We start from the raw sequence: 26,800 nt of genomic DNA, 5'->3' as shown, positions 1-26,800 counted from the left end.
TAGATGTCCTAAAGTGATACTCAAAAATAATGACTGTAAACATAAATGATAGCTGGAAATCTTATTTAAATGCAGAATTTGACAAGCCTTATTTTCATAATCTAGTAGAATTTGTTAAATCAGAGTATTTAAAGCATACTTGTTATCCACCAGGTAAACAAATTTTCAATGCTTTTGAGCATTGCAGTTTTCATGATTTAAAAGTGGTTATTATAGGCCAAGATCCTTACCATGGTCCTAATCAAGCAAACGGTTTATGTTTTAGTGTTAATGATGGTATAAAACACCCACCTTCGTTAATAAATATTTTTAAAGAAATCGAGCAGGATTTGAATATCCCTTATCCAGCGAGTGGTAATCTGGAACGTTGGGCAGATCAAGGAGTTTTACTTCTCAATGCGACCTTAACAGTTAGAGCACATCAAGCAGGAAGCCATCAAAATGAAGGTTGGGAAACCTTTACGGATGCCGTTATAAAGACAATAAATAACAATAAAGAAAATGTGATATTTTTACTTTGGGGTGGTTTTGCAAAAAAGAAATCGAAATTGATAGACTCAAAGAAACACTATATTTTACAAAGCGGACACCCGTCTCCATTAAGTGCAAATAGAGGATATTGGTTCGGTAATAAACACTTTAGTAAAACTAACTCCCTGTTGGAGCAAGTTGGTTTGAAGGCTGTGGGTTGGTAGTGTTTTTGGTTACAATAAACGTAGGTTTTTTCTCAACAGATTTAACACGCTTTGTTGTTTTATTACAACTAAAAATTAGCAATAAAAAATTGATAGCAATTAAAACTGAAATCACGAGAGTTATTGTTAATAGCATAAGCAATTTGGGTTAGTTAGACACTCTGTTTAAAACAAATATAAACTTTTTGGGCTAAAAATTAAATATTTTTTAACATTTGTGAGTTATTTACTAAAATACAAAGGTTTGATTGTGAGCATTCTTCACACATATTTCTGTCTCAAAAAACCAAGATTTAACATTTGTAACGTATTAATTAACTAGGTGTAAAAACCAATTTCTTGTAATCTGTAATTTCATTAATAATGTTTAATGTAAATAGCTCTTTTTGAATTTTTGCTACAGTATTTCTATCTAAAACTGATTGTGACCACTCGGTCAATGATAGCCATTCTTGTACGTCTTCTAACTTTTGTTCGTATCTGTTAGCTATTGTTTTGTCAATACTCGGAATATTCTTAAACTCATCTGTGGTGTTATTAATTATTCTCAAAATAGTATCCAGATCATTCTTGCTTTCAGCAATAAAATTATCACTTACAGCAATAACAAAACATGGCCAAGGTGTTGGGCATTCATCAATACGTCTAAAAATCTCGTCATCAACATAGGGTTTTGTGGTAAACTTTTCCCACATAAAATAATCAGCGATACCGTTTGTTAGACCTTCAACAGCACCATTTAAATTTTTTATAACTTCAAAATGAAGGTCTTTATCCAAATTCCAATGATTGTTTTCGGCATTGATATATGCCATAAGATGCGAGCCAGAACCATAACGGCTAATGGCTGCTTTGGTTCCCTTTAAATCATTAATTTCGTTATAATTTGAATGATGAGCTACATGAATACCCCAAATGAGTGGCGATTGCACAAATGTTTGTACAATCTTACTTGGGTTGCCTTCAATAATATCTTTTATGATACCTTCTGTTAAGATAACTGCCATATCAATGTCACCATTCCGAAGGGCTTTACACATAGCTCCTGTGCCACCATAATAATCATGCCATCTCAAGTTTATACCTTCAGACTTGTACTCACCATTCTTTAACGTTAAATACCAAGCTAAATTAAAATGCTCTGGAACACCACCAATTTTAACTGTTCTCATTAATTCACAATTTTATCTAGGGTATAAACAATTAAATCATCAACTACTTTTTTAGGATCATTACTAAACTCACCAGTAGCTCTATTGGCTATTATAGCATTTAATGAAACGGCATTATGACCTAATAATTTTGACAAACCAAAAATAACGGAAGTTTCCATCTCCAAATTGGTGACACGTAAACCATTATAACTAAATGAATCTATCTTATTATTAAGTTCACTGTCTTGCAATGGTAACCGTAAAACACGTCCTTGCGGACCATAGAAACCTCCTGCAGTCGCAGTTATACCAGAATGCATTTTAGGGCCTGTAAACTTCTTTTCTAGCCATTTACTATTTTCAATTACAATGGGTCTGGATTTGTTTTGATGCCAGTTGGTAAAGTCAATAAAAGAATTTTCAATTTCTGGATGAATAATCTGGTTAATTTGGTAAGCATGTAGCATCCCATTAAGATCTAATCCATAAGTACTACTTAAAAAAGAATCTACAGGAATATCTTTTTGCAAGGAGCCAGATGTACCCACCCTCACAATATTTAAACTTGTTAGATTTGTTTTTGGCTCACGAGTATTGAGATCAATATTCACCAACGCATCTAATTCGTTTAAAACAATGTCTATATTATCTGGTCCAATACCTGTTGATAACACAGTTATTCGTTTGTTCTTATAAATTCCGGTTTGAGTTTTAAATTCACGTTTTTGTATAGAGAATTCAATAGAATCAAAATGTTGAGTGATTCGTTCTACACGATCTTGGTCACCTACAAAAATAATATCTTGAGCTATGTGCTCTGGTTTTAGATTTAAGTGATAAACACTACCATCTGGATTTAGTATAAGTTCAGATTCTTTAATGGGCATGGTATCGGGTTTTTTACTAATACATTTTCTTCACTACTGAAGAAATAATCTAATCTGTTAATTCCACCATATGGAATGTTATTATTGATTTCTAAAGCGAAATTATGAGTTTTCAATAGAGCTTCATGACCTTGTCTGTTTAAAACAATACCATTGTCGTCTTCTGTAAATAATCCTTTTAAATTATCAATTATTCTATTTAGTTGAGTATCACCATACCCATAATAACCTTGATAATTTAAAATATAACCAAGTAAATGATGCCTTGAATTAATGTCGTTATCACGAATTAAAATCAAAACATTTTTTTCTAATATTGACAAACCGCTTTTTAAATCAGGAAACCTTCCAAAATGAGCCTTTATACAATTATTTAAATACTTAAAGGATGATTCTCTTGTAATGTATGGCTTTAAAAGATTGTGGTCCTTGCCGCAATAAATTCGCCATATGGTTATTGCTAGGTCAATATCAGATTCCGTTAGTTGTATTTTGTTTTCATAATGACTCAACAACTGCTCATGGTTCAATTCACTTAATCCCTTTAAATTTCTATCACCTTCAACATGACCACTACAAACAAGGTAGAGTGGGAGAGAAATATTTTTTTCTTTTAATATGCTAATAATTGCAAGTAGGTTAATGTGGCAGAACAAATCATACTCAAACCAAAGAACAATTTGTGAATACTCTTCAACATTGTCTAAAATTGCCAGTTCATTTTTAAATTCTTCCTCATCAATTTCAATATCGTAATAGGTACTTAAAAAGGCCTTTCTTTGATTTAAAAATGATTTAGAACTTACTAATGATGTCGTATTGCCTTCACAAAGCATTTCATGCCAAGTAAGTATATCATCATTGAAATCTAACTCTATAAGATAATTTGTAAGACTAGAGCCATTGGTTATATGTAAAATACGTTCGCTCATTAACCGCCAACGCGTTTAACATTAAATCCCTTATCTTTTAAAATATCCATGATTTTATCACGATAATCACCTTGAATAATAATTTTATCATCCTTAAAGCTACCACCAACACTCAAAGTTGTTTTAAGTTCTTTAGCTAGTAATTTAAAATCTTCTGTAGCTCCTGTATAACCTTCTAAAATAGTTATAGGTTTGCCTTTACGCTTTTCATATTTACAGATGATTGGATTATCTTGAAGCCATATTACTGAATCTTCTTCTTGTGTTTCAGATGATTCTTCTGGAATATAATCAGGAAACAAGTTTTTTAATTGATCTTGTAAATCCATGATTATTTTTTAATTAACCCTAATTCAATTAAACGTTCATTTAAGAACTCTCCAGCAGTTATATCAGCAAATTGTTTCGGGTTGTCTTCATCAATACAACTATCAAGCACATTTAGTTTCATGTCACTTATGGGATGCATAAAAAATGGAATAGAATAACGTGAGGTTCCCCAAAGCTCTCTTGGAGGATTTATAACACGATGTATGGTTGATTTTAGCTTGTTATTAGTGTGCCTAGATAACATATCACCAACATTAATCATCAATTCATCAGGCTCTGCAATAGCATCCAACCACTCACCATTATGGTTTTGTACTTGTAGTCCTCTTCCTTGAGCTCCCATTAACAATGTGATTAAGTTAATATCACCATGAGCTGCTGCACGAACAGCATTTTTTGGTTCTTCTAAAATAGGAGGGTAGTGAATAGGTCTTAAAATACTATTTCCATTATAGATATATTGATCAAAATATGTTTCTTCTAAATTCAAATGCAAAGCCAAGGCACGCAAAACATATTTAGCAGTTTTTTCAAGACTTCTGTATGCTTCTTTACCTATACGGTTGAAGTTAGGTAATTCATCAACAACAACGTTTTTAGGATATTCGGCTTCTAATTTCGGATCATTTTCAACAAACTGCCCAAAATGCCAAAACTCCTTTAAATCACCTTCCTTTTTACCTTTGGCGCTTTCTTTACCAAATGAAATGTAACCGCGTTGACCGCCTATGCCTTCAATTTCGTATTTCTGCTTGGTCTCCACAGGAAGATCAAAAAACTTTTTGACTTCATCATAAAGGTTATTTACTAATGAGTCATCTAAAAAATGTCCCTTCAAGGCAACAAAGCCAATCTCTTCGTAGGCCTTTCCTATTTCATCAACAAATTTTTGTTTTCGTTCAGGATCGTCTGAAGTAAAATCATTTAAATTAACGCTAGGTATTTTATTCATCGGTATAAATATTTCAAGTGAATGCTTACAAATGTACAAAAACATTACAAAATTTTAAGCAAGAATTCTTTTTGTATTCGCATTTGTAATTATCAAATTATACTATATTTGACAAACAAAATTTATGAGTTCAAAGGTGACTTCAACAGCCGAATTACAATTCAATATTTCAGGTTTAAAACATAATGAGCTAATTACTTTATACAAGAATATGCTCAAACCAAGACTAATTGAGGAGAAGATGCTTATCCTATTACGTCAAGGTAAAATATCAAAATGGTTTTCAGGAATTGGTCAAGAAGCTATTTCAGTAGGTGTAACCATGGCTATGCAGACCGAGGAGTACATCTTACCCATGCACAGAAATTTGGGTGTTTTTACTACGAGAGAAATCCCTTTATACCGATTATTTAGTCAATGGCAAGGAAAGGCCAATGGATTTACCAAAGGGAGAGATCGCTCATTTCATTTTGGTACACAAGAATTCAAGATTGTGGGTATGATTTCTCATTTAGGACCACAACTAGGTGTAGCTGATGGTATTGCTTTAGCAAGTAAACTAAAAAACCTAAATCAAGTAACAACAGTTTTTACTGGAGAAGGTGGCACCAGTGAAGGTGATTTCCACGAAGCATTAAATGTTGCATCAGTATGGCAATTACCTGTTATATTCTGTGTTGAAAACAATGGTTACGGATTATCTACACCAACTCGAGAACAATATAATTGTGAGCATATTGCTGATCGTGGTATAGGCTATGGTATGGAGTCACATATTATAGACGGGAACAACATTATCGAAGTCTATCAAAAAGTAAATGAAATAGCCAAAAGTATAAGAAAAAACCCCAGACCAGTTTTACTAGAGTTTAAAACTTTTAGAATGCGTGGTCATGAAGAGGCTAGTGGTACTAAATATGTGCCACAAGATTTGATGGACGCTTGGGCAAAAAAAGATCCTGTTGAAAACTTTCAAGCGTTTTTAAGAGATGAAGGCATCCTTTCAGAACAGGAAGAGGTTGCTATAAAAGAAACTATAGTTCATGAAATCAATGAACATTTACAAATGGCTTTTGATGAAGATATTATTTCACCAAACGAAAGTGTTGAATTAAATGATGTTTACAAACCATTTGAATATCAAGATTTTAAAATACAATCAAAAACCGTAGAAATTCGATTGATCGATGCCATTTCTCAAGGATTAAAACAATCCATGGAGCAACATGAAGATCTCGTAATTATGGGGCAGGATATTGCAGAATATGGTGGTGTTTTTAAGATTACTGATGGTTTTGTGGAGCAATTTGGAAATAACCGTGTACGCAATACACCAATATGCGAATCGGCAATAGTTGAAGCTGGAATGGGATTATCTATTGCTGGTATGAAAGCAGTAGTTGAAATGCAATTTGCAGATTTTGTTTCTTCAGGGTTTAATCCTATTGTCAATTATTTGGCCAAATCACATTACAGATGGAACCAACACGCTGATGTTGTTGTTAGAATGCCATGTGGAGCAGGAGTAGCAGCAGGTCCCTTCCATTCACAAACTAATGAGGCTTGGTTTACTAAAACACCAGGTTTAAAAGTAGTTTATCCAGCATTTCCATTTGATGCGAAAGGCTTATTAGCTACAGCAATCAATGACCCCAATCCAGTGCTTTTCTTTGAGCATAAAGCTTTATATAGAAGTATTCGTCAAGAAGTTCCTGTTGATTACTACACGCTACCCTTTGGTATGGCATCACTTATAAGAGAAGGTAGTGAGGTAACTGTTATTTCTTACGGAGCTGCTGTACATTGGGCGTTGGAAACATTGAATGCTAACCCTGAAATTCAAGCAGACTTAATTGATTTAAGAACTTTGCAACCACTTGATATGAAGGCTATTTATAATTCAGTAAGAAAAACAGGACGAGTAATTATTTTACAAGAGGACTCTTTGTTTGGAGGTATTGCTTCGGATATTTCAGCACAAATCATGGAAAACTGTTTTGAAGATTTAGATGCACCTGTTAAACGTGTAGCGAGTATGGAAACACCTATACCGTTTATCAATCAACTAGAAGACCAGTATTTAGCCAAAGGCAAATTTGAAACAGTACTCAAGGAGTTGATTGCCTATTAACTTTTATTTAGAAAGTAAGTTATTTTTCTACCATAATTAAGTAGAAAGCGTATATTTAAATATGAAATACGGCTTACTAATATTGCTATTCACTTGTATATTGGCTTGTAAAAAATCTAAAAACAAACCTGTATATGATTGGAAAACTATTGAGGTCACTGCAACAGCCTATAATTCATTGGCCTATCAAACAAGTGATAATCCTCACATTACAGCATTTGGAGACAGTCTAAAACCTGGCATGAAGTATATAGCTGTTTCTCGTGATCTATTGGCACTGGGACTTAAACACAATACACCAGTTGCCGTAGAGGGAATGGAAGGTCTTTATTTGGTAAAGGATAAAATGCATTGGCGCTGGAAAAAACGCATAGATATTTACATGGGAGAAGATGTGAAAGCGGCACGAGAATGGGGCATAAAAAAGCTTATTATAACCTATGGTGTTGAGATTGAATGATAACTAACCAAACAGTTTTATATTATTTAATTTTGTTACTTTTAAAAGAAATTTAAAAATCACTATACATGAAATTACTTCGCCTACTATTTGTTTCAGCTTTAATTATTGCTTGTCAATCTGAAAAAAAGGAAGAAAAAAAGGAAGTTATTAATCCGCCAATTGCCAAAAAGATTCCAAAAGAGTTAACCTCTCATGGTGATACCCGAATAGATGATTATTTCTGGATGCGTTTAAGTGATGAACAAAAGAATGCTGATAATCCTGACGCCCAAACTCAAGATGTTTTAAACTACTTAAATGCTGAAAATGACTATCTCAATGAGGTCATGCAACATACGGAAGTTTTTCAGGATAGATTATTTAATGAAATTGTGGGACGCATAAAAAAGGATGATCAATCAGTTCCTGTAACCGATAATGGATATTCTTATTACACGAGATATGAAGAAGGCAGTGAATACGCTCTGTATTGCAGAAAAAAAATAACAGAAAACGCAGAAGAGGAAATCATATTAAACGGTCCTAAATTAGCAAGAGGCTACTCATATTATGGTATAGGAAGTCAAGATGTAAGTCCCAACAATAAATTGATGGCTTATGGTATTGATACGATTTCTAGACGCCAATACACCATCTTTTTTAAAAATCTAGAAACGGGTGAGTTATTAAATGATAAGTTAAGTAATACTGGTGGTAGTGCCACTTGGGCAAATGATAATAAAACTGTTTTTTACACAACTAAAGACCCACAAACACTGCGTCAGAATAAAATTTATAAACATGTTTTGGGTACTGATCAAGCTAGTGATGTTTTAGTCTATGAAGAAAAAGATGACACATATCGCTGTGGTGTTTTTAAAACTAAATCGCGAGATTATTTAATGATAGGTAGTTTTCAAACACTTTCCACTGAATACCGCTTTTTAAAAGCAGACAACCCTGATGGCAATTGGCAAGTTATACAACCTCGAGAAAGTGATTTAATTTATTACGCAGACCACTTTGGAGATGATTTTTATATTAGAACCAATAGAGATGCTACCAATTTTAAATTAGTAAAAACTCCAATAAAAAACCCTTCCAAAGAAAATTGGACAGACATAATTGGTCATCGAGAAGATGTGCTTTTGGAAAACTTTGATCTTTTTAAAGACCATTTAGTAACGGCAGAACGCCTTAATGGCTTAAGAACTATAAGAGTTTTGCCATGGGAAGGTAAAGATTATTACATAGAATTTAAAGATCCAGCTTACACCGCATACCCAACCTCTAATTTAGATTTTGATACAAATATCTTGCGTTACACATACAGCTCTCTAACAACATCGAATAGTACCTTTGAGTACAACATGGATACAAAAGAGCAAGCACTTTTAAAACAAGAAAACGTTTTAGGAGGATTTTCTTCTGATGATTATACTTCAGAAAGATTTGAAGTAACTGCAACTGACGGTACAAAAATCCCTGTTTCTATGGTTTATAAAAAAGGGATAAGCATAGGTTCAGAAACACCGCTGTTATTGTATGCTTACGGCTCTTATGGTAATAGTACGGAACCTACTTTTAGATCAGATAGGTTAAGCCTGCTAGACCGCGGATTTATTTATGCTATAGCGCATGTAAGAGGTGGCCAGGAAATGGGTAGGCAATGGTATGAAAACGGTAAATTACTTAAAAAGAAAAACACCTTTACAGATTTTATTGATGTTGGTAAATACTTGGTAGACAAAGGCTATACCAGTTCAGAACATTTATATGCCATGGGTGGCAGTGCTGGAGGATTATTAATGGGAGCCATTGTAAATATGGAACCCTCCTTATGGAACGGTATTATTGCTGCAGTACCGTTTGTAGATATTGTATCAACAATGCTTGATGAGTCTATTCCACTTACCACTTTTGAATTTGATGAATGGGGTAATCCTAAAGATAAAACATACTATGACTATATGCTATCCTATTCACCATATGACAATGTGGAAGCAAAAGCTTACCCAAATATGCTCATCACAACGGGTTATTGGGATAGTCAAGTGCAATATTGGGAGCCTGCCAAATGGCTTGCCAAATTACGCGATATGAAAACAGATAACAACATGCTTATCATGGATTGTAATATGGAAACTGGTCATGGAGGTGCCTCGGGTCGTTTTGAACGACATAAGAGAACCGCTTTATACTATGCCTTTCTATTTAACCTGGAGGGTATAGAAGATTAATTTTTAGTCATTACTTCAGAAATTTGTACAGGGTATAAGGTATTTATAGACTTTAATTCTGCAGTTGTTACGTCTGATAACGGTTTATTATATATCTTTTTTGCATAGTTGTTTTTTAAAAACCAGTAGGCTTTTGAAATCTCATCGTGTACTAAAACAAATAGCTCATAGCTAGTTTCTCTATGATGTTGTAAACTTAATACGGCTTCTTTTGGATTATTAGATAGTGATGAATCTGCTGAACCACCACAATATGTACACGTGCCATCAGCATTATTATCTATATGCCTTATTAAAAGTGCTTTTAAGTCTTTTAATTCAACTTGTTCATCAGCAACTAAAATTTTATCATCATTATTTAAGACAATTCTTAAAACATTTTGTTCAAGAATAGTTTTAGTACAATCAACACGGTCTGGGCATTTTTCAGGTAATGTTCTGTTAATACCCTTGTCAGTGGCAATAGTGGTTGTTACTAAAAAGAAAATAAGGAGTAAAAAGGCAATATCTGCCATAGATCCAGCATTCACTTTTTCTGAAGAGCGATAATTTTTCATGAGAACTTGGTGTTAAAATTAATAATTGAGCGTTGAACCAAGTATCTCAAAAACAGTACCAAGGAAAATACTGTATAAAAAAAAAGCCAGTAAACTGTTACTGGCTTTTAATTTTTAACTAATTCAAACTAATGTAAATATCGTTTAATACCTTTCCAAAGTGTATCGTGACAGTTAGAGAATGACACGGACTCACAACTACGTTTAAATGGTTTTTTTAAGAATTCGCTGTTATCTCTCGATATTTTATTAACTGCCTCCATAATTCATTTTTTGATTGATTGATTGATTGTTGACTTTAAAGATTTCTATTATCTATAACGTCTTTTGCTGTTCCAAGTATTACTTTTCGTATTACTTAATGTTCCTGTTACTTGATTGTTGTCTAAAGTTCTCATGATTTAATATATTTTAATTGATTGATGTACTATATAGACGACCAATAAATAGAAATGTTACAGTACTATGTATTACAAAGTAGTTATTTAACATTTTTTAACATTTAGTGTGCTAATTATAAGCGTGTTAAAGCAATGCATAAAAATGACAATTTGACGAGTGGGAGCGAAATTTTGACAGAAAGTGAGTGAAAAATAGGATTGGCATCTATTTTGCAAACACAATTGTAAACAATGTTTAACTAAAAATTTGATTAACATGAGTAATTTAGTAACAATGCCAAAAAATGGCACCGACTTATCAAAAAAAAGAAATGTTACCGGTTTGCCAAGTTTTTCATCTTGGATAGACAATTTTTTTGACACAGAATTAGGAACCGGATTATTATCAAACTTCAATACGGGTATGACATTACCAGCAGTGAATATTAAGGAGGATAATGAAAATTATTTTCTTGAAGTTGCTGTTCCTGGTATGAAAAAGGATGATTTTGATTTAGAAATTGATAATGATATATTATCTATTTCAGCCGAAACAAAATCAGAGAATGAAACAAAACAAGATACCTATACAAGACGTGAGTTTGGCTATGCTTCTTTCAGGAGAACGTTCACTTTGCCTGATACTGTAGAAACTGATAAAATTAAGGCAAAATATGAGGATGGTATTTTAAACATACATATTCCTAAACGTGAAGAGGCTAAAAGAAAGCCATCTAAACGCATAGACATTTCTTAAGGTTATAGAAATTATAATCTTATCTTAAAACAAAGAGAAGCGGATTCCGTTTCTCTTTTTTTAATTTATATTTGATTTTAAATAGAATAGGTATGGTTTTTGTAAATCTATTGATGAAATCATTTCTAATTAATTATATGGAAAGAATCGTTTTGTTAATTTGTCTTCTGCTTTTGGCTGCACCAGTGCTACAGGCTCAAGTTGACGGTAGCAATAATACTACCATTATTCCAGCGGAAACCAATCAATCTGATGGCGACTCTTCCCTAGATATAAAGCCTTTGGATAATAAAGGTTTAAGCAATCCAAATAGTAACCGTATTAATGGTATGTCTATACCAAATACGTCTAGCTCTAATAAAAGCCAATTCTCTATGTTTCCTAAAGAGAAATTTGGAAATCCAGGAGAACTTTATGAAGATCGAGTTAAAAAAAGAACAGCTGGTATTGAAAAAAAACCGGATGAACGGGTTACTGGAAAAACTACCGATCAATATTTAGGAGATTTCAAAACAAAAAGTAAGAAAGTAACCATTGCATATCGGGATTACGGCGATGTAGATGGTGATCGTATAAGAGTCTTTGCAGATAATGATATCATGAAACCTGAAGCTTTACTTGGATCATCATTTAGTGGTTTTGAAATGGAACTAAAAGAAGGCTTCAATAAATTAGATTTTCAAGCACTCAATCAAGGTGAAGCAGGGCCAAATACTGCAGAGCTACTGGTATTAGATGAAGGCGGTAACGTAATTGCACAAGAATACTGGGCTTTAGCTACAGGCGTGAAAGCTACTATCATAGTCGTCAAGGAATAATTTGTAATTCTTCAACAGCACCAACATCCATATTGTCTAAAAGAATATTTCCAATGCGTACACGCACCAGACGCAAGGTTGGATAACCAACTGCCGATGTCATTTTTCGTACTTGTCTAAACTTACCTTCCGTTATGGTTATGCGTATCCATGATGTAGGTCCATGTCTGGCATCTCGTATCTTTTTGGAACGTTCTGGCAAATTGGGGCTTATGTTTAATTCATTGACTATACATGGTTTTGTCTTATATTTTTTACCATCAAACCCAATTACAACACCTTCTCTTAAATATCTAATGGCATCTTTAGTAATTGTGCCATCCACTTGAACATAATACTCTTTTTCTATATTATTACTTGTAATGTAAGTGCTTGTTTTACCATCAGTAGTCAGTAATAAAAGCCCTTCCGATTTTTCATCCAGGCGACCAATGGCCATTGTGCCCTCTGGAAAATCATAAAGTTCACCTAGCAATTTTTTATTGCGTTTCTGCTTTCCATTAATAATAAATTGGCTGATATAACCATAGGGTTTGTAGAGTTTAAAATGTCTATGATTTTGAAAATGAGCACCTTTCATAAAATAAGAAAATTCTTCAGCTTAACAAAATTAAGTTTTAAACTATGAACTGTTGAAAAAGTATCCATTTTAATTTAAAAATAGGCTGTAAAAACCTAGAAAAGAACTTATTTTTGCACATTGGAAAATTTTATGAGTCAGACTATTTCAACATTAGAATTAGAAGATAGAAAGGTAGGGAAGGACCTCTATAGTTATCAAAAAGGTGCAATTAACAAGATTTTCAAGAGCTTTGAAGAAGCTCCAGAAGATTATCATCTATTATATCAATTACCAACTGGTGGCGGAAAAACCGTTATTTTCTCCGAAATCGTTCGTCAGTACCTAAAACATCATCAAAAGAAAGTTTTGGTTATGACACATCGTATTGAGTTATGCCGACAAACATCGTCGATGCTAACCGAGTTTGGTGTTGAGAATAAAGTGGTAAATAGTAAAGCAAATCTTGATGACCAAGCGCAATATAGTTGCTTTGTTGCCATGGTTGAAACGCTTAATAACCGTTTGAATGAAGACAAATTAGATATTTCAGATATTGGCTTGGTTATTATTGACGAAGCGCATTACAATTCATTTACCAAATTGTTTAAGTTTTTTGAAAAGTCTTTCATACTTGGGGTAACAGCAACACCATTAAGCTCTAACATCAAATTACCTATGAAGGATAATTATGATGAATTGATTGTTGGTGAAAGTATTGAGTCTCTTATAAATAATGAGTTTTTGGCAAAAGCCGAAATTTATTCCTACAATGTTGGTCTAACATCATTAGTGGTTGGTGCTAATGGAGACTATACGGTAAAGTCGTCTGAAGACTTATATACCAATAACGACATGCTTTCAAAGCTTATTCAAGCTTATGAGGAACGTTCAAAAGGTAAAAAGACGTTAATCTTTAACAATGGTATCAATACGTCGTTACATGTATATGATACATTCAGGCGTGCTGGTTATCCGGTAGCGCATTTGGATAATACCAATTCTAAAAAAGAACGTAAAAAAATACTCAAATGGTTTAAAGAAACACCAGATGCCATTTTAACCTCGGTAAGTATTTTAACTACTGGTTTTGATGAGCCTACTGTTGATTCCATAATCTTAAACCGTGCAACCAAATCATTAACGTTATACTATCAAATGATTGGTAGGGGTTCGCGTATTTTAAAAAACAAAAATACCTTCACAGTTATTGATCTAGGTAATAACTTACATCGTTTTGGACCATGGGGAGCCGATCTGGATTGGCATCGTATTTTCAGAACGCCTAACTTCTATCTAGATGGCATATTAGGTGATGATGAAATTGAAGAAAACTTTCGTTACGAAATGCCTGAAGAATTACGTGAATCTTTCGCTAATTCTGAAGAGGTATATTTTGATATCAAAAAAACCTATATTGATGCTGTACGTGCAGGTGAATCTTCAAAAGTTGTACTAGAACGTTCCATAGCGCATCATGCTAAAATTTGCATTGAAAACAGCGAAGATGTTTATGATGCTTTAGATTTAGCTAAACAATTAGGTGATGATATTGATTATAGGATACAGCGCTATACCAAATGCATTAGCAAAAGTACATTCAATTTTGTTGAATGGTTAAAGGATGATTATCGTAAAAAACTACGATCCTATCTGCGCACAAATTTTGATGATGTGTTTTTAGAAATTCATGGTCGTCCGGCAGAATAGTTTTTCTAATTTTATAATTGTAAATTTAGGGTATGAATAAACAACTTATCCTAAACAAAAGACCAAAAGGCATGCCAGATAGCGATACCTGGTCATTACAAGAAGCACCCATTCCTGAAATTGAAAATGGCGAACTACTTATTCAAAACCATTACATATCATTAGATCCTGCCATGCGTGGCTGGATGAATGATTCAAAATCTTACATAGAACCAGTTGCATTGGGTGATGTCATGCGAGCAGGTACCATAGGAAAGGTAATTAAGTCAAAAAACAACAAATTTAACATCGGTCAAACCGTTACGGGTTGGGGAGGTGTGCAGCAATATACCATCTCTAACGGTGAAAATCTGTACCCAGTAGATGATAGCCAAGTTCCTATGACCAAATTCCTAGGGGTTTTGGGTATGCCAGGCATGACGGCTTACTTCGGTATTCTGGAAGTTGGCAAAATCCAATCTGGTGATGTGGTAGTTGTTTCAGGTGGAGCAGGAGCAGTGGGTAGCGTAGTCGGCCAAATAGCTAAAATTAAAGGGTGTTATGTTGTTGGTATAGCTGGCGGAAAGGAAAAGTGTGATTATATCACAAACCAATTAGGTTTTGATGCTGCAATAGATTACAAATCGCAAAACGTTTTTGAAGCTATAAAGGAAACTTGTCCTAAAGGGATTGATGTGTATTTTGATAACGTAGGAGGGGAGATACTGGAAGCTGCTTTATCCAGACTTCGAAAAAAAGCTCGCATAGTTATTTGTGGAGCTATTTCACAATACAATACTATCGATGATATGTCTGGTCCACGAAATTATATGTCATTATTAGTCAATCGGGCTACTATGCAAGGCATGGTGGTCATGGATTATGCGCCTCAATACCCACAAGCCATGCAAGAAATGGGGGGATGGATGATGACTGGTCAATTAAAAAGTAATGAAAGCATCTATAATGGTATAGAAAACTTTCAGGAAACCTTTAAGCGCCTATTTACAGGAGATAAATTAGGTAAACTCATACTAAAGGTCATTGAATAACTATAATTAAACGAATATTTAAACATTAATAATACAATTAGATTCATGAAAACCATACTACTCCCAACTGATTTTTCTGAAAATGCATGGAAAGCTATGCAATATGCCCTAGAATTGTTTAAGAATGATACGTGCAAATTTTATATTTTACATGCGTTAGAACCACAAGCTTCAGCACCATCAACTGGAATCACCTCAAAACGTGCTTATCAAGCTATTCATGATTCCAGATCTAAATCGTCTCAAGAGGATTTAGATAAAGTTTTAAAACAAGTACAAGGTTATTCTAATAATTCCAAGCATACATTTGAAACAAAATTAGCCTATGGTTCTCTTACAGCTTCAGTTCAAGGCTATTCTGAAAACAACCATATTGATGTGGTTGTAATTGGAAATAAAGGCGCTAGTGCTATACAAAAGGCAACATTTGGTAGTAACGCAGCGCAATTAATCCTAAAATTATCATGTCCTATTATAGCAGTTCCTGAAACTGCTAATGCCAATAATATTAATGAAATAGGATTTACTACAGACTATTCTATTGAAAATTATGGAGATGGTCTTTCTTTACTTAAGGAAATAGCGCTATCAAGTAATGCGAAATTAGCAGTGGTTAATGTGGTTAATAAAAATTCAGGACCTGTATCAGATTTAGAAGCTAAAAGAGCCATTCTAGAAAAGGCTTTAAAGCCAATAATTCCGGAGTATTATACACTAACTGATGTATCAATTGAAATGGGTATTCACGTGTTTAGCGAGAGTAGAAAAATTGATATGCTAACGCTCATAACAAAAAAACGAAGCTTTTTTGAAAAACTAACAACTAGAAGTCATAGTAAAGCTATCAGTCACAATTTAGATGTACCATTATTGGTTTTTGACCAAAGGTCATTTTAATTTTACAATTTAAAAACACCTATGATTCTGATAAAAAAACGCTCTAACAACTACATGTTAGAGCGTTTTTTGAGGGATTAATTAATAATATATAATGTTTTTGTTATTGGTTGTTGCTCTCCAACATCGCAAAAAACTTATTGATGTTTGGCAAGATTACAATACGTGTACGTCTGTTTTTTGAACGGTTTTCTTTGGTATCGTTATCAACCAATGGTTGGTAAAAACTTCTACCAGCTGCAATTAGCTTTTCTGGAGCTACGTCAAAATCTTCTTGTAATTTCTTAACTACTGATGTAGCACGCAACACACTCAAATCCCAGTTATCCTTTACAGCAGCACCAGGTACCATGGTTTTATTATCAGTATGGCCTTCTACCATTACTTCAAGACTTTCTTCTGAATTAATAACATCAGCTAACTTCTGTAAAATACCATCTGCTTTGTTACTCACTCGGTAACTACCTGAATTAAATAGCATTTTATCAGAAATTGAAATCATAACTACAGTTTCATTAATATTAATAGCTATGTCCTCATCTTCATTCATATCACTAGTGTCCATAGATTTACGCAAGTTATACCCAACCGCCAAATTCATAGAATCCTTTAAAGTTTTAGCTTCAGCTAAAGCAGTTGGATCCACATGCTTTAAGGTTTCATTCATTTGCTTTCGCACATCATTAGAGATCACCAAGTCATCACCAACAGTTACGAGTTTAGCATCATTTTCTTCTGTAAGGGAATTAATTTTTGAATTGTAAGTGTCAATTCTAGCTTGAATTTCGGCAAATTTAGCTTCTAAATCTTCTTTCTCAACTTTTGTCTTGGTCAGTTCGCTTTTTATTTCACCATTTTCTTGTTGTAAGGCAACATACTTCTTTTTTGATACACATGACATTACAAACAGTCCGGTTAGTACAAGGATTGAAATTTTCTTCATAATTGTTTATTTAGTTTTTATGGTTTATTATATCTACGCTCAAAAACACATATTAGACGTTGAAATACATTTTTTATATTTTTTTTAACAATTGCATTATGGCAGCACAACTTTATATATATTTATAGAACCCAACCAACAGATGGTTTATGAGAAAAGTAGAAGCAACCATTTCCATTCAATCCAAGCCTGAAAGCATTATCGCAGCGTTTGTAAATCCTAGTTTGTTAGAAAAATGGTGGCAGGTGGAACGCGCTTTTATTGATACAGAAGTTGATGGTATTTATGCTTTAACCTGGCAAGTAACCAATAAAGGTTTTGGTTATATGTCAGTTGGAAACATCAAAACCTATAATCCCAATATGCAATTAGTGATTGATAACTTCACATATTTCAATCCTGAAAAGCCCATATTAGGTAATATGACTCTAACGGTTATTGCCAAACAAAATGGCGACCAAACAATATTATACTTATGCCAGGAAGGGTATCAAAAAGGACCTGATTGGGACTGGTACTATGAGGCCGTTAAACAAGCTTGGCCAGAGGTGCTCCAAACTCTAAAAACCTATTTAGAAAAATAGTAGGGGAGTTACCTTAAAATGTTAAAACATCTTAAATTGCTTGACTTCAAGCCGTGAGTGCATTATATTATAATAAATCAAATCCATATATTTATTATGAAAACTACACTATATATATTTTTATTATTTTTTTCAATAAGCACTTTTGCTCAAGATCCTATGTTGCAAAAACCAGACATTAGTTTAGATGAAAAGGCAAAAGCCTTAACTGTTGAATACAATAAGCAATTGGGATTAACAAGTGATCAAATAGGCTTGTTTGATATTAAGGTAGAAGAGTTCTTAATCCGAAGAGAGAAAATTGAAAACACACTCCAAGGTAAGGAAAAGTTAAGAGCGCTCTATGCCTTACAAGAACAGGAAACAATTGAAATGCAAAACATTCTTACACAACCACAGATGGATGTTTACAAAAAAGTACGACCAGAAATACAACCACTAGAGGTCGTAAAGAAAGAGAAAAAATAACTTAAGCGCTTAACTGTCTTTGTTTAACCGTTTCTTTTATATGTAGCAAACTATTGACTACAGCAACCAATTCAAATTTCAAAAAGTTTTTATTCTTTTTACTAAAATGATTGATGCAATGCGTGTACAAAGGTTTGCTGCCTTTTTTAATGGTCACAAAATAGGTGTCCTTTTCAGCATCTAGAACAATAGAACTTTTATAATTGCTCTCCAGTAAGAACCAATAAGATAAACTGTTTATCTGATTAAAAAGTGATAAGTTGGCTTCCATAATTGTTAAGTTTAATTAGGCTTGGGACCTTGTTTCTATATTCAAGATACAATCTGGAGTGAAGGACCTTCAAAAATGTTTGATATAAAACCGTTTTTTTCGTTAAAAAACAACAATTTACCGTTCGTCGATAGTTTTTATAACCGTTATGAATGTAATAATCAAAAAAACACTATGTCAACATTTAAACATTTGTATAAAAAATATTAATACATATCATAAAATATTGTTATTCAATATCTTATACTGTTAATATAATCTAAATTTCTTGTGAAATTGGCTAAATTGTGTTAAATTTAAGTAAAACCTATTAGCCATGAAAACAGTATTCATAACACTCATTACCATTTTATCATTTCAATCATTTGGACAGGAGCGTGGTTTCATGTTCATTCCTATGGAAGTGCCTATAACTCATGAAGCCAAAAATTTGGCTCAAGCGTATAATAGTGAATTAGCCTTATCTGTTGATCAATACTTAATATTCGAAATGAAGATTCAGAACTTTTTGAACCGACGAAACTACACGCAGGAAACCATGAACGGTCGGACATTGTTAGAAGCTTTGTATGAAATACGTAATCAGGAAATCATGGAAATGCAACAATTCTTAAATGTCAATCAGTTAGATTCATATGTCAAGCTGAAACAACGATTGCAGCCCATTCGTATTGATAATCGGGTTATAACGGCACTGTAAGTTTTACCACCAAACTACAAAAATCCGTTCCATGCTACCATCTGGATGGCGTATCCAAACCAAAGGTGAGCGTTGCGATTGCAGTAGTGCTTCCAAACGGGAAATAAAGAGGGTATAGGGCATCCAATTAACATCGTCGTGCGCCATGGTAAGCCAATCCATCTTTTCTGGCAAGTAACATTCACAATAACGCAAGGAGGGAAGCTGCTCCTTGTTATAATAATAGCCTGCAATACAGGTCTCATTTAAAATAGCGTCATGTCTATAGGTCTTATCAATGGGCACAAATAATTGCGCTTTAAACAACACCTGTTGAGATAGATTTTCTGCATGTAGTTCTAGTTTGTCCAGATACGGTTTGGTACAAGCATGATACAATAAAGGAAATTGCTTGGTTTGTAATTTGTTTAGTTTTTGAATGAAACTATCCTTACGGTTAGGACCAATCCAATGATCTAAGAATTTAGTACCAACCGTAGGATCATACAAATAAAACTTGTAAACTATTTCCAAATGAATTGCATGATCAGGAGATTGTAACAACATATCAATCTCACCAATGGTTTGCTTATCGTTTTGAATTTGCAAACTTTCAGCTAGCAGCTCTATACCTGTTAATTGTTGTAATTCACGACTCACAAAATGCTCCACGCGCTTACCTAAACGTTGGGGTAAATACTGTAAATCCAAAACAGGTAAGGGGTTTGCCGATTCGTAGTCAAAAGCTTCAAGACCAGAAACAGCAGCACCCAACCATAAGTTGGGTGTTTGTCTAAAACCATGATATTGTAAAACTGTGTTATCTGTCAATGCTTAAGCTGTTATAAATGCTGACTAAAGTACATAATACAACCCAGTTGTTAATACGTTTTTATCTGTTCCTTACGTTTTCGTATTTGGCTCTGTAATTCTTTTATAGTATCACTTACAGCATCTTTAAACGTTTCTTTAGACGATTCAGCAAATAAACGCGGACCTGGAGCACTCAAACGAATACCGCATTTTTTGCCAGTTTCGTCACTGCTAGTATTTTCGATCTTAAAAAAGATATCAGCACGAATAATAAATTCGTTGCGATTAAATATTGGTTCCAATTTTTCTTTTGTAAATGTTTCTAGTGCATCGCTTTGCGATACATCATGGTATTCAAATATGGTTTTCATGTTTTGTGTTTTATGTTTTATGTTTTATGTTTTATGTTTTATTACAAAGTAAGAACAATCTGTAAATGGTAGTAATTCGATTACGACTAATGTTAACACGTTTGCCTTTAGAAATAATACTGACTATAGGGAAGTATCGAACTAGACAAGATAAGAAGTTAACAACTCTTAAATCAAAAAACTCTATTTTACATACTATCTAGTAGCAAACATCCAGTGGATGTTTGCTACTAGATACAAAAAGGGGAAGTGAACACTGCTATACAGAAAAGTCTATTTTACATAATATAAATTATAGTACAAATTGATTATATAGCAAATTGGTGTATAGCTGTGCTATTTTAGCATAATTGTTGATATAGTGCCTTTAGGTCTATATCGTCAACAATTATGTAAAAACTAATTTGCGATATAACTCTCATTAATTCGTAAGCTATAATTCTATACTATGAAATAAAATAAACACTTGTACTTGGGTCATTAAACATACGTGTTTTTATTAATCGATAAATTTAATATTCTATACAATGGTTCAAGTTTTATTAAATACGCAATTCTCACGACAGTGATCATTATCATAAGTTTGTTGATTTGACCCAAATTCATCCAAGTAACCCAAAAAAGACGTTTTATATACCTTATTTTATTTTTTCCCCATTAAGATTATAATTTGTTCTTCCTAAAAATTTACCGTCTGCATTGTAGTTATAAACCGATTTAGCAATACCATTTCTGTCTACAGTCTTTTCTCCTATTCTATTGTAATATGTAATACTTTCTCTGGTCATATTAGGTCTGTAGGTTATTTTTCCATAAGCTCTTTGCTCATGAGGATATCCTAAAACATTCATATAGTAAATACGAGCTGGCTTCCCATATTTATTAAACGCTCTCCAATTTATTTTTGCTAAATCAAATCTTGGGTGCAAAAATAGATTCCCTTTTTCATCGAGAAACTGTTCTTCAAAGAACATTCCATCTTGATTGAATTGAAAAATTACTGCAGCATAACCATGCCCACCATTTACTACTTTACCATTTTTATTAAGGTTTTGCCTGTAAAGGGTTAAACCATTTTGATCGTAAGCGAAATTAACTATTGGAAAGCCATTACCATCAGGAATGGTATCATTGGTTACTGAAAATTGAATTTCTGTAGCTAGTTCATTATTAATATTTCGGGTAACTTTTGAATATGCTACGCCTTCAGTCACTAAATCACCTTTGCTGTAGTTTTCTTTCTTAATCCAATAACCATAAGTGTTTAATAAATATTTTCTTTCATCTATTCCTCCTGAAATACTAACATATTCGCCTTTTGTGTTCTTGTATTTTTCAATAAAATGATCATCAAAGTAGAATCGTTCCAGTTCATGTGTTCCATAATTTCCGTGATTACTTTTCTTTCCTTCAAAAAAGAATTTGACGCTTTGTAATCTATCGTGATTGTCAAACTCAACATAATATCCATACATGTTTTGTAATTCATCTTCACTAATTTTTATACTTGGTTTAACACTTCGTTCGGTATGATCTATATTCCAATTCATATAATAACCCGATTGTTGCGCATAAATGAGTTGTATAGATAAACATGTTATTAATAATATAATCTTCTTCATTTTATTGGTTCGTGTTATGGATAGCCCTTCTTTATTTTTAACTAAATACTTTATTCAATTCTAAAAATATTATCAGTATAGTTTTCATCAGATCGTGTTCCATAGGCATCTATAGCTACATAAACAGGTTCTTGATTTACTGTTATGATAATTTGTGACTTATCTTTATTAAAGATGTAATTTGATGTATAAATAGGCTTTTCATTTAAACCATATTCTTTTGGGTGTTTGGAAAACAACCCTATTTTTATAGGTTCGTTAATGTCAATTTTTGTTTCACTTCCATCTTTATTGGTTTCAAACCTTTCAGAACTTACATCAATAACGACCTCAAATTGATTGCTAGATTGCTTTTTAGTTACTGATGCAGTCTCAATTTTTAAATCGTAAGTAATGACACGCTTAAACCAATCATCAATTAAATCATGATATTCTTGAGGCGCTACTTTATAAATTTCGTTTAAAAATGCCACTGAAGTAACTTCTAATTGAACTTGATCTCTATATTTTTCTGTTAAACTTTTAATGACTTTATTCACAACATCTTCTCCAATTAAATCCCTTAAGGCCAGCATAACAGTATAATTCTTCCCATAGGATAAAAATCCTTGTCCACTAACTTGATAAATTGGTGGTTCGACTTGGGTGTCATAAGTTCGCCAGGTAAAATATTTTTTATTGGCATTACGGCTTAATTCCCAAATAGCCGATTTTCCATACATGTTTTCCATGACAACAGCTTCAGAATATTTTGCAAAACCTTCAACAAACATCGAACCGCCTTCTACGGGTTTTGGTCCTAGTATATGACCAAACCACTGATGAGCCACTTCATGAATGGTACGCTTGGCTACTAAATCAAAATCTGTGAAGTCTCGTAAATCAACTAAATGCAACATATCTTCTGTCATACTAATAGTACCAGGATGTGCAAATCCTCCAAAACTCCAATGCGATGGTATTTGCGCAATACGGATATGTTTAAATGGATAAGGACCAAAATTTTCGGTACAATAGTTTAAAGTATTTATAGTACTCTCCTCTATCCTATTATTGTTATAAGCGCTTTCTGGCATAAAATACTGTTCAATTTTAATACCCTTGTGTGTTGTGCTATGCACGTCATAATTTGCTGAAAAGTAGCCCATGGTTGGCATGATTAAAGCTTCGGAAGCATATTCATAATAATTTCTATTAGTATCACCCCATTTTTTAATAAGTTCTCCAGATCCTAAAGCAATTTGGTTATGCTCTGTAGATACTACGGTTTTATAATACACACGTCCTATACTACTTTGTGTCGTTACAATATGATCTTCAGAAATGGTTTCTTCTTCGCGTTCTGGCAAACCTCTTTCTTTACGTTCTAAAGGATTAGAAATCTCCAATGCTGTTCTGTAACCTAAAGCGGGTTCAAAATCCCTGTGCTGAATATAAGTTCCATTTTTAACAATGTTTTTTGATGTTTCAAAACCTTTTAATTGTTTATCAACTATATAGGTGAACAGCAGATCGTCATTAGGTCTAATAGGCGTCTTAAAATCAAATAAATAGGTTCCTAGATCCTTATTATGTTCCACTAGTTCGCCTCCGGCTAAACTGATGCTCTGTAGTGGTTCTTTTTCTGTAATTAAGTATTGCTTTAATGTTTTTGAGCTTTTATTCTTTAGAATATATGTTGCCCTAACTACATAGCGACTGTCTGATGGATAAAGATCGACTTCGGTTTCCATTTTTACAGGAAATAGGCCTTTCAAATCTTCATATTTCTTAAATAAACGTTCATAGTCCTCTCGCAAATCCAAATGCTCTTGAGTTGTGATATAGTCCGTTTCTACATTTGTATTGTAATATACGGTTGCTGCCGATGTTCCAAATAATAGTAATAAGGATGTTAAAACCATAGTAGATTTTTTACCCCAATTGGATACCATAAGTTTAAATCTAAATTTTAAACTTGTTGACACACCTCTTTTCCATAGTTTAAATGACAGAAAAGCGAGCAAACTTGCGAATAACAACCAGTAAACCGCTAAATAATTATAGCCTTTTACAATACCACTAAAACCATTCATTCCAGAGAAATTAATATTTGGCAAGTTTCCTAATAAAAGCATAGGGTGTTGTAAGCCTATTGATGATGATAATGAGGTTCCCAGAAATACAATTATTAAACCTGTAATTCCCATGCCTAAATATTTATTAGGTATTAAGGATTGAATAACTAAAGCCAAAAGCGCATAAAACACAAAAGTTAATCCTGGGTTATAAAAAAGTGAAAGATATAGGTCTATTTCAAAGTGATCATAACCAAATACACCTTGTAATAGCATGGCTATTAAAGCTCCCATAACAATCAACACCACTGGTAAGCCCAGTATAGCTAGAAACTTTGACAAGAAAAATGGCAGGTTTCTTGTTGGACTACTATCTATAATACCATTAAAATGTAAACTGCGCTCTCTCCAAACTATCTCACCACTATAAAATATGATTAGTATATAACTTAAAAATAACAACGGGTCTACAAAAAGCTCAATGAGCTTATACATGGCTGGGTATAAGCTGTCATTGTAAGGACCACCTTCTACAATTCTTGAAAAAACTTCTATAATTACAATTGTAATCCATAATAAAACCACACCAATAAACGGCAAGCTTTTCATACTGTTTGTCATCTCAATCTTGAACAGCGATATAAATGCGCTTATTTGTGATTTGTAAGTCGTATTTACAGCTACTTTATGATACGGAACTGTATTTATAAGCCCGTTATCTAGACTTATTTTTTTCTTTATTTTTTTCTGAATGGTTCTAAATGAAAACAAACGATAAGTCACTAAAAGAGTGATTGCGCCAACAAGTACCCATAATAGTCTATTCCACATAAAATTACCAGCAAACGCAATGTATTTACTATTCTTCTCAAAAACGGTCCAATACTGCGTTTGTTCGAAAAGCGCAGATAATCCAAACGGATCTAATAACGCAGCCATAACATAACTATCAGTGGACATTTGCGTTGAACTTGCCATAATTGGCGAGTTTAAAAATAACGAACAAAGAAAATACAACGCATAAATTAAAATGGCACTGGCATAAGTAGCGACGTTACTTTTTGTTAAAATACTCACCGAAAAAATAATGGCCGTGCATATAAAAATATTGGGTAAAACAATAATGAGTAACGTCCATAGGTAATCTGCAATATGAAAAGCATTTACTAATTCTGGATCTAAATTAGGAAACAACGTTGTTATTATAAATCCTAATAAAAAAGAGGAAAATGATAATACACTTGCCATAAATACACCTAAAAATTGACTCCAGAAATAATGCTGTTTTTTTACAGGCGTACTAAATATTATGGGTTGCATATTATACCGACTGTCTTTTAGCACACCACTAATAACAAAAAACATGATGATAAAAACGGCACCTAATGTTAGAATTCCTGTAATTTCAGTAATAGATTGTGGCGAATTGTAAATAGAAGTGCCCCTTCCATAACCTTGCCTACCAATTTGAATTCCAATTATTAAAAACAAAAGTGAAAGGAAAAGAAAAGCTCTTTGTTTAAACTGATACCTTATTTCAAATTGAATGAGTTTCTTAAACATAATGTTGTGTTTTTTGATTGATTGATTAATGAGTCGCTAGCGTGGTAAAATAAAAGTCTTCAAGATCAGCTCTCATAGGAGAAAACCCGTCTTCTGGTTTGGTTTCAGACAATACTTTTATTTGGGTTTCACCCGACACTAACGTCGATGAAATAACAGAGAAAGCGTTTTTGTAAGCTTCTACGTCTGTTTTAGCTATAATTTTAGACCATATCTTACCTTGAATACCATTTACCAGTTCTGCAGGATTTCCAGTTACTAATATCTTACCATTGGAAAGTATAGCCATGTTCTTACAGAGATTATGTACATCTTCAACAATATGAGTTGATAAAATTACAATAACACTCTCTCCTATTTCACTTAATAAGTTCAAGAATCTATTGCGTTCTTCTGGGTCTAATCCAGCAGTAGGTTCATCTACAATTATTAATTGCGGATTACCCAAAAGTGCTTGGGCTATGCCAAATCTTTGGCGCATACCGCCTGAAAAAGTAGCAACAGCTTTTTTTCTATGTTGGTATAAATTGGTTTGTTGGAGTAAACTTTCAACTTGCTGTTTTCGCTCCTTGGTATCAATAATACCTTTTAAAATGGCTAGGTGATTTAGAAGTTTTTCTGCTGATAATTTAGGATACACACCAAATTCTTGAGGCAGATATCCCAAGTTTTCGCGAACATATTGTGGTTTTGATATAATATCAATATCATTGAATGTTATGGTTCCGTTCGAGGGTTCTTGCAAGGAGGCTATTGTTCGCATTAATGATGATTTCCCTGCACCATTAGAACCAAGTAATCCAAACATACCGTTTGATATGTCTAACGAAACATTTTTAATAGCTTCTACACCATTAGGGTATGTTTTACTGATGTTATTAATTTTTAATGTGTTCATTTTTATAAGTTTCTTAATTGTGAAACAAATAAAATAGGAAACAAAACATCAAGAAATTA

Annotated in this window: 26 protein-coding genes; 12 read left to right on the top strand and 14 right to left on the bottom strand. The window is 33.2% G+C overall.

The genetic code is table 11. The features are described 5' to 3' along the window. Window positions 1–29 precede the first annotated feature (29 nt). Window positions 30–695, top strand: coding sequence for a uracil-DNA glycosylase (locus tag C1S72_RS00970; protein ID WP_104733814.1), 666 nt, complete (start codon window positions 30–32; stop codon window positions 693–695). 314 nt (window positions 696–1,009) lie between these two features. Here C1S72_RS00970 and C1S72_RS00965 read toward each other — a convergent pair whose 3' ends face one another. The 5 genes from C1S72_RS00965 to C1S72_RS00945 are packed head-to-tail and all read right to left on the bottom strand — an operon-like array spanning window position 1,010 to window position 4,950. Next, window positions 1,010–1,867, bottom strand: a complete 858-nt coding sequence (locus C1S72_RS00965) for a substrate-binding domain-containing protein (RefSeq protein ID WP_104733813.1) — start codon at window positions 1,865–1,867, stop codon at window positions 1,010–1,012. Beyond that, window positions 1,867–2,736, bottom strand: a complete 870-nt coding sequence (locus C1S72_RS00960; protein ID WP_104733812.1) for a nucleoside phosphorylase — start codon at window positions 2,734–2,736, stop codon at window positions 1,867–1,869. Before C1S72_RS00960 ends, C1S72_RS00965 begins: the two co-directional genes overlap by 1 nt. Further along, window positions 2,706–3,668 carry a DUF1835 domain-containing protein gene (locus C1S72_RS00955; RefSeq protein WP_104733811.1) on the bottom strand — a complete coding sequence of 321 codons (963 nt, stop codon included), beginning with the start codon at window positions 3,666–3,668 and terminating at the stop codon, window positions 2,706–2,708. Before C1S72_RS00955 ends, C1S72_RS00960 begins: the two co-directional genes overlap by 31 nt. Next, window positions 3,668–3,997 carry a translation initiation factor gene (locus tag C1S72_RS00950; protein ID WP_104733810.1) on the bottom strand — a complete coding sequence of 110 codons (330 nt, stop codon included), beginning with the start codon at window positions 3,995–3,997 and terminating at the stop codon, window positions 3,668–3,670. Before C1S72_RS00950 ends, C1S72_RS00955 begins: the two co-directional genes overlap by 1 nt. A 2-nt stretch (window positions 3,998–3,999) precedes the next feature. After that, window positions 4,000–4,950, bottom strand: coding sequence for an isopenicillin N synthase family dioxygenase (locus C1S72_RS00945; RefSeq protein WP_104733809.1), 951 nt, complete (start codon window positions 4,948–4,950; stop codon window positions 4,000–4,002). 211 nt (window positions 4,951–5,161) lie between these two features. Between C1S72_RS00945 and C1S72_RS00940 the strand changes: the two genes are divergently transcribed. From C1S72_RS00940 to C1S72_RS00930, 3 genes are all read left to right on the top strand, one after another. Further along, window positions 5,162–7,081, top strand: coding sequence for an alpha-ketoacid dehydrogenase subunit alpha/beta (locus tag C1S72_RS00940; protein WP_230401623.1), 1,920 nt, complete (start codon window positions 5,162–5,164; stop codon window positions 7,079–7,081). Window positions 7,082–7,142: 61 nt separating this feature from the next. Continuing rightward, on the top strand, window positions 7,143–7,541 hold the full coding sequence (locus C1S72_RS00935) for a 3D domain-containing protein (RefSeq protein ID WP_230401551.1): 399 nt from the start codon (window positions 7,143–7,145) through the stop codon (window positions 7,539–7,541). A gap of 68 nt (window positions 7,542–7,609) precedes the next feature. Further along, on the top strand, window positions 7,610–9,763 hold the full coding sequence (locus tag C1S72_RS00930; RefSeq protein ID WP_104733806.1) for a S9 family peptidase: 2,154 nt from the start codon (window positions 7,610–7,612) through the stop codon (window positions 9,761–9,763). Here C1S72_RS00930 and C1S72_RS00925 read toward each other — a convergent pair. After that, window positions 9,760–10,320: an ExbD/TolR family protein gene (locus tag C1S72_RS00925; protein ID WP_104733805.1), complete on the bottom strand. Its 561-nt coding sequence runs from the start codon at window positions 10,318–10,320 to the stop codon at window positions 9,760–9,762. The genes C1S72_RS00930 and C1S72_RS00925 overlap by 4 nt on opposite strands. A gap of 657 nt (window positions 10,321–10,977) precedes the next feature. Between C1S72_RS00925 and C1S72_RS00920 the strand changes: the two genes are divergently transcribed. Further along, window positions 10,978–11,457, top strand: coding sequence for an Hsp20/alpha crystallin family protein (locus C1S72_RS00920; protein WP_104733804.1), 480 nt, complete (start codon window positions 10,978–10,980; stop codon window positions 11,455–11,457). 113 nt (window positions 11,458–11,570) lie between these two features. Then, entirely contained in the window at window positions 11,571–12,275 is a 705-nt protein-coding gene (locus C1S72_RS00915) for a hypothetical protein (RefSeq protein ID WP_230401550.1), read from the top strand. Here C1S72_RS00915 and C1S72_RS00910 read toward each other — a convergent pair. Then, entirely contained in the window at window positions 12,265–12,855 is a 591-nt protein-coding gene (locus tag C1S72_RS00910) for a pseudouridine synthase (protein ID WP_104733802.1), read from the bottom strand. The genes C1S72_RS00915 and C1S72_RS00910 overlap by 11 nt on opposite strands. Window positions 12,856–12,987: 132 nt before the next feature. Between C1S72_RS00910 and C1S72_RS00905 the strand changes: the two genes are divergently transcribed. From C1S72_RS00905 to C1S72_RS00895, 3 genes are read left to right on the top strand one after another with little or no spacing between them, the layout of a single operon-like run. Continuing rightward, window positions 12,988–14,544, top strand: coding sequence for a DEAD/DEAH box helicase (locus C1S72_RS00905; RefSeq protein ID WP_104733801.1), 1,557 nt, complete (start codon window positions 12,988–12,990; stop codon window positions 14,542–14,544). A 32-nt stretch (window positions 14,545–14,576) separates the two neighbouring features. Next, window positions 14,577–15,575, top strand: coding sequence for an NADP-dependent oxidoreductase (locus C1S72_RS00900; RefSeq protein ID WP_104733800.1), 999 nt, complete (start codon window positions 14,577–14,579; stop codon window positions 15,573–15,575). Between the two features lie 45 nt (window positions 15,576–15,620). Next, window positions 15,621–16,472 carry a universal stress protein gene (locus C1S72_RS00895; RefSeq protein ID WP_104733799.1) on the top strand — a complete coding sequence of 284 codons (852 nt, stop codon included), beginning with the start codon at window positions 15,621–15,623 and terminating at the stop codon, window positions 16,470–16,472. A gap of 103 nt (window positions 16,473–16,575) precedes the next feature. On the opposite strand, the gene C1S72_RS00890 is transcribed toward C1S72_RS00895, so the two are convergent. Then, window positions 16,576–17,415 carry an OmpA/MotB family protein gene (locus C1S72_RS00890; protein ID WP_104733798.1) on the bottom strand — a complete coding sequence of 280 codons (840 nt, stop codon included), beginning with the start codon at window positions 17,413–17,415 and terminating at the stop codon, window positions 16,576–16,578. Between the two features lie 149 nt (window positions 17,416–17,564). Between C1S72_RS00890 and C1S72_RS00885 the strand changes: the two genes are divergently transcribed. Next, a complete protein-coding gene (locus C1S72_RS00885; protein WP_104733797.1) occupies window positions 17,565–17,999 on the top strand; it encodes an SRPBCC family protein in 435 nt (144 codons plus the stop codon). 96 nt (window positions 18,000–18,095) lie between these two features. Further along, window positions 18,096–18,467, top strand: coding sequence for a hypothetical protein (locus tag C1S72_RS00880; protein ID WP_104733796.1), 372 nt, complete (start codon window positions 18,096–18,098; stop codon window positions 18,465–18,467). 1 nt (window position 18,468) lies between these two features. Here the strand turns inward: C1S72_RS00880 and C1S72_RS00875 are convergent, their stop codons facing one another. After that, entirely contained in the window at window positions 18,469–18,738 is a 270-nt protein-coding gene (locus C1S72_RS00875) for a hypothetical protein (RefSeq protein WP_104733795.1), read from the bottom strand. Window positions 18,739–19,054: 316 nt separating this feature from the next. Here C1S72_RS00875 and C1S72_RS00870 point away from each other — a divergent pair, with 316 nt between their 5' ends. Beyond that, window positions 19,055–19,438, top strand: a complete 384-nt coding sequence (locus C1S72_RS00870) for a hypothetical protein (RefSeq protein WP_104733794.1) — start codon at window positions 19,055–19,057, stop codon at window positions 19,436–19,438. Between the two features lie 3 nt (window positions 19,439–19,441). Here C1S72_RS00870 and C1S72_RS00865 read toward each other — a convergent pair whose 3' ends face one another. From C1S72_RS00865 to C1S72_RS00845, 5 genes are all read right to left on the bottom strand, one after another. Beyond that, window positions 19,442–20,248, bottom strand: a complete 807-nt coding sequence (locus C1S72_RS00865) for a DUF1853 family protein (RefSeq protein ID WP_104733793.1) — start codon at window positions 20,246–20,248, stop codon at window positions 19,442–19,444. Between the two features lie 50 nt (window positions 20,249–20,298). Then, window positions 20,299–20,601, bottom strand: a complete 303-nt coding sequence (locus C1S72_RS00860) for an HPF/RaiA family ribosome-associated protein (RefSeq protein ID WP_104733792.1) — start codon at window positions 20,599–20,601, stop codon at window positions 20,299–20,301. Window positions 20,602–21,239: 638 nt separating this feature from the next. Then, window positions 21,240–22,223 (bottom strand): hypothetical protein, encoded by a 984-nt coding sequence (locus C1S72_RS00855; protein WP_162919892.1) that lies wholly within the window; start codon window positions 22,221–22,223, stop codon window positions 21,240–21,242. Window positions 22,224–22,273: 50 nt separating this feature from the next. Then, window positions 22,274–25,843 (bottom strand): ABC transporter permease/M1 family aminopeptidase, encoded by a 3,570-nt coding sequence (locus C1S72_RS00850; protein ID WP_104733790.1) that lies wholly within the window; start codon window positions 25,841–25,843, stop codon window positions 22,274–22,276. Window positions 25,844–25,868: 25 nt separating this feature from the next. Beyond that, entirely contained in the window at window positions 25,869–26,741 is an 873-nt protein-coding gene (locus tag C1S72_RS00845) for an ABC transporter ATP-binding protein (protein ID WP_104733789.1), read from the bottom strand. Window positions 26,742–26,800: the final 59 nt, after the last annotated feature.

The organism is Hanstruepera ponticola (assembly GCF_002940745.1).
GTDB lineage: Bacteria > Bacteroidota > Bacteroidia > Flavobacteriales > Flavobacteriaceae > Hanstruepera > Hanstruepera ponticola.
The sequence above is the reverse complement of the archived record's forward strand: the minus strand, read 5'-3'. Positions and strand labels throughout refer to the sequence as shown.

Excerpts from the sequence above, each read along its gene's own strand:
- C1S72_RS00970 (WP_104733814.1), top strand. The coding sequence starts at position 30 with ATGACTGTAAACATAAATGATAGCTGGAAATCTTATTTAAATGCAGAA.
- C1S72_RS00965 (WP_104733813.1), bottom strand. The coding sequence starts at position 1,867 with ATGAGAACAGTTAAAATTGGTGGTGTTCCAGAGCATTTTAATTTAGCT.
- C1S72_RS00960 (WP_104733812.1), bottom strand. The coding sequence starts at position 2,736 with ATGCCCATTAAAGAATCTGAACTTATACTAAATCCAGATGGTAGTGTT.
- C1S72_RS00955 (WP_104733811.1), bottom strand. The coding sequence starts at position 3,668 with ATGAGCGAACGTATTTTACATATAACCAATGGCTCTAGTCTTACAAAT.
- C1S72_RS00950 (WP_104733810.1), bottom strand. The coding sequence starts at position 3,997 with ATGGATTTACAAGATCAATTAAAAAACTTGTTTCCTGATTATATTCCA.
- C1S72_RS00945 (WP_104733809.1), bottom strand. The coding sequence starts at position 4,950 with ATGAATAAAATACCTAGCGTTAATTTAAATGATTTTACTTCAGACGAT.
- C1S72_RS00940 (WP_230401623.1), top strand. The coding sequence starts at position 5,162 with ATGCTCAAACCAAGACTAATTGAGGAGAAGATGCTTATCCTATTACGT.
- C1S72_RS00935 (WP_230401551.1), top strand. The coding sequence starts at position 7,143 with ATGAAATACGGCTTACTAATATTGCTATTCACTTGTATATTGGCTTGT.
- C1S72_RS00930 (WP_104733806.1), top strand. The coding sequence starts at position 7,610 with ATGAAATTACTTCGCCTACTATTTGTTTCAGCTTTAATTATTGCTTGT.
- C1S72_RS00925 (WP_104733805.1), bottom strand. The coding sequence starts at position 10,320 with ATGAAAAATTATCGCTCTTCAGAAAAAGTGAATGCTGGATCTATGGCA.
- C1S72_RS00920 (WP_104733804.1), top strand. The coding sequence starts at position 10,978 with ATGAGTAATTTAGTAACAATGCCAAAAAATGGCACCGACTTATCAAAA.
- C1S72_RS00915 (WP_230401550.1), top strand. The coding sequence starts at position 11,571 with ATGAAATCATTTCTAATTAATTATATGGAAAGAATCGTTTTGTTAATT.
- C1S72_RS00910 (WP_104733802.1), bottom strand. The coding sequence starts at position 12,855 with ATGAAAGGTGCTCATTTTCAAAATCATAGACATTTTAAACTCTACAAA.
- C1S72_RS00905 (WP_104733801.1), top strand. The coding sequence starts at position 12,988 with ATGAGTCAGACTATTTCAACATTAGAATTAGAAGATAGAAAGGTAGGG.
- C1S72_RS00900 (WP_104733800.1), top strand. The coding sequence starts at position 14,577 with ATGAATAAACAACTTATCCTAAACAAAAGACCAAAAGGCATGCCAGAT.
- C1S72_RS00895 (WP_104733799.1), top strand. The coding sequence starts at position 15,621 with ATGAAAACCATACTACTCCCAACTGATTTTTCTGAAAATGCATGGAAA.
- C1S72_RS00890 (WP_104733798.1), bottom strand. The coding sequence starts at position 17,415 with ATGAAGAAAATTTCAATCCTTGTACTAACCGGACTGTTTGTAATGTCA.
- C1S72_RS00885 (WP_104733797.1), top strand. The coding sequence starts at position 17,565 with ATGAGAAAAGTAGAAGCAACCATTTCCATTCAATCCAAGCCTGAAAGC.
- C1S72_RS00880 (WP_104733796.1), top strand. The coding sequence starts at position 18,096 with ATGAAAACTACACTATATATATTTTTATTATTTTTTTCAATAAGCACT.
- C1S72_RS00875 (WP_104733795.1), bottom strand. The coding sequence starts at position 18,738 with ATGGAAGCCAACTTATCACTTTTTAATCAGATAAACAGTTTATCTTAT.
- C1S72_RS00870 (WP_104733794.1), top strand. The coding sequence starts at position 19,055 with ATGAAAACAGTATTCATAACACTCATTACCATTTTATCATTTCAATCA.
- C1S72_RS00860 (WP_104733792.1), bottom strand. The coding sequence starts at position 20,601 with ATGAAAACCATATTTGAATACCATGATGTATCGCAAAGCGATGCACTA.
- C1S72_RS00855 (WP_162919892.1), bottom strand. The coding sequence starts at position 22,223 with ATGAAGAAGATTATATTATTAATAACATGTTTATCTATACAACTCATT.
- C1S72_RS00850 (WP_104733790.1), bottom strand. The coding sequence starts at position 25,843 with ATGTTTAAGAAACTCATTCAATTTGAAATAAGGTATCAGTTTAAACAA.
- C1S72_RS00845 (WP_104733789.1), bottom strand. The coding sequence starts at position 26,741 with ATGAACACATTAAAAATTAATAACATCAGTAAAACATACCCTAATGGT.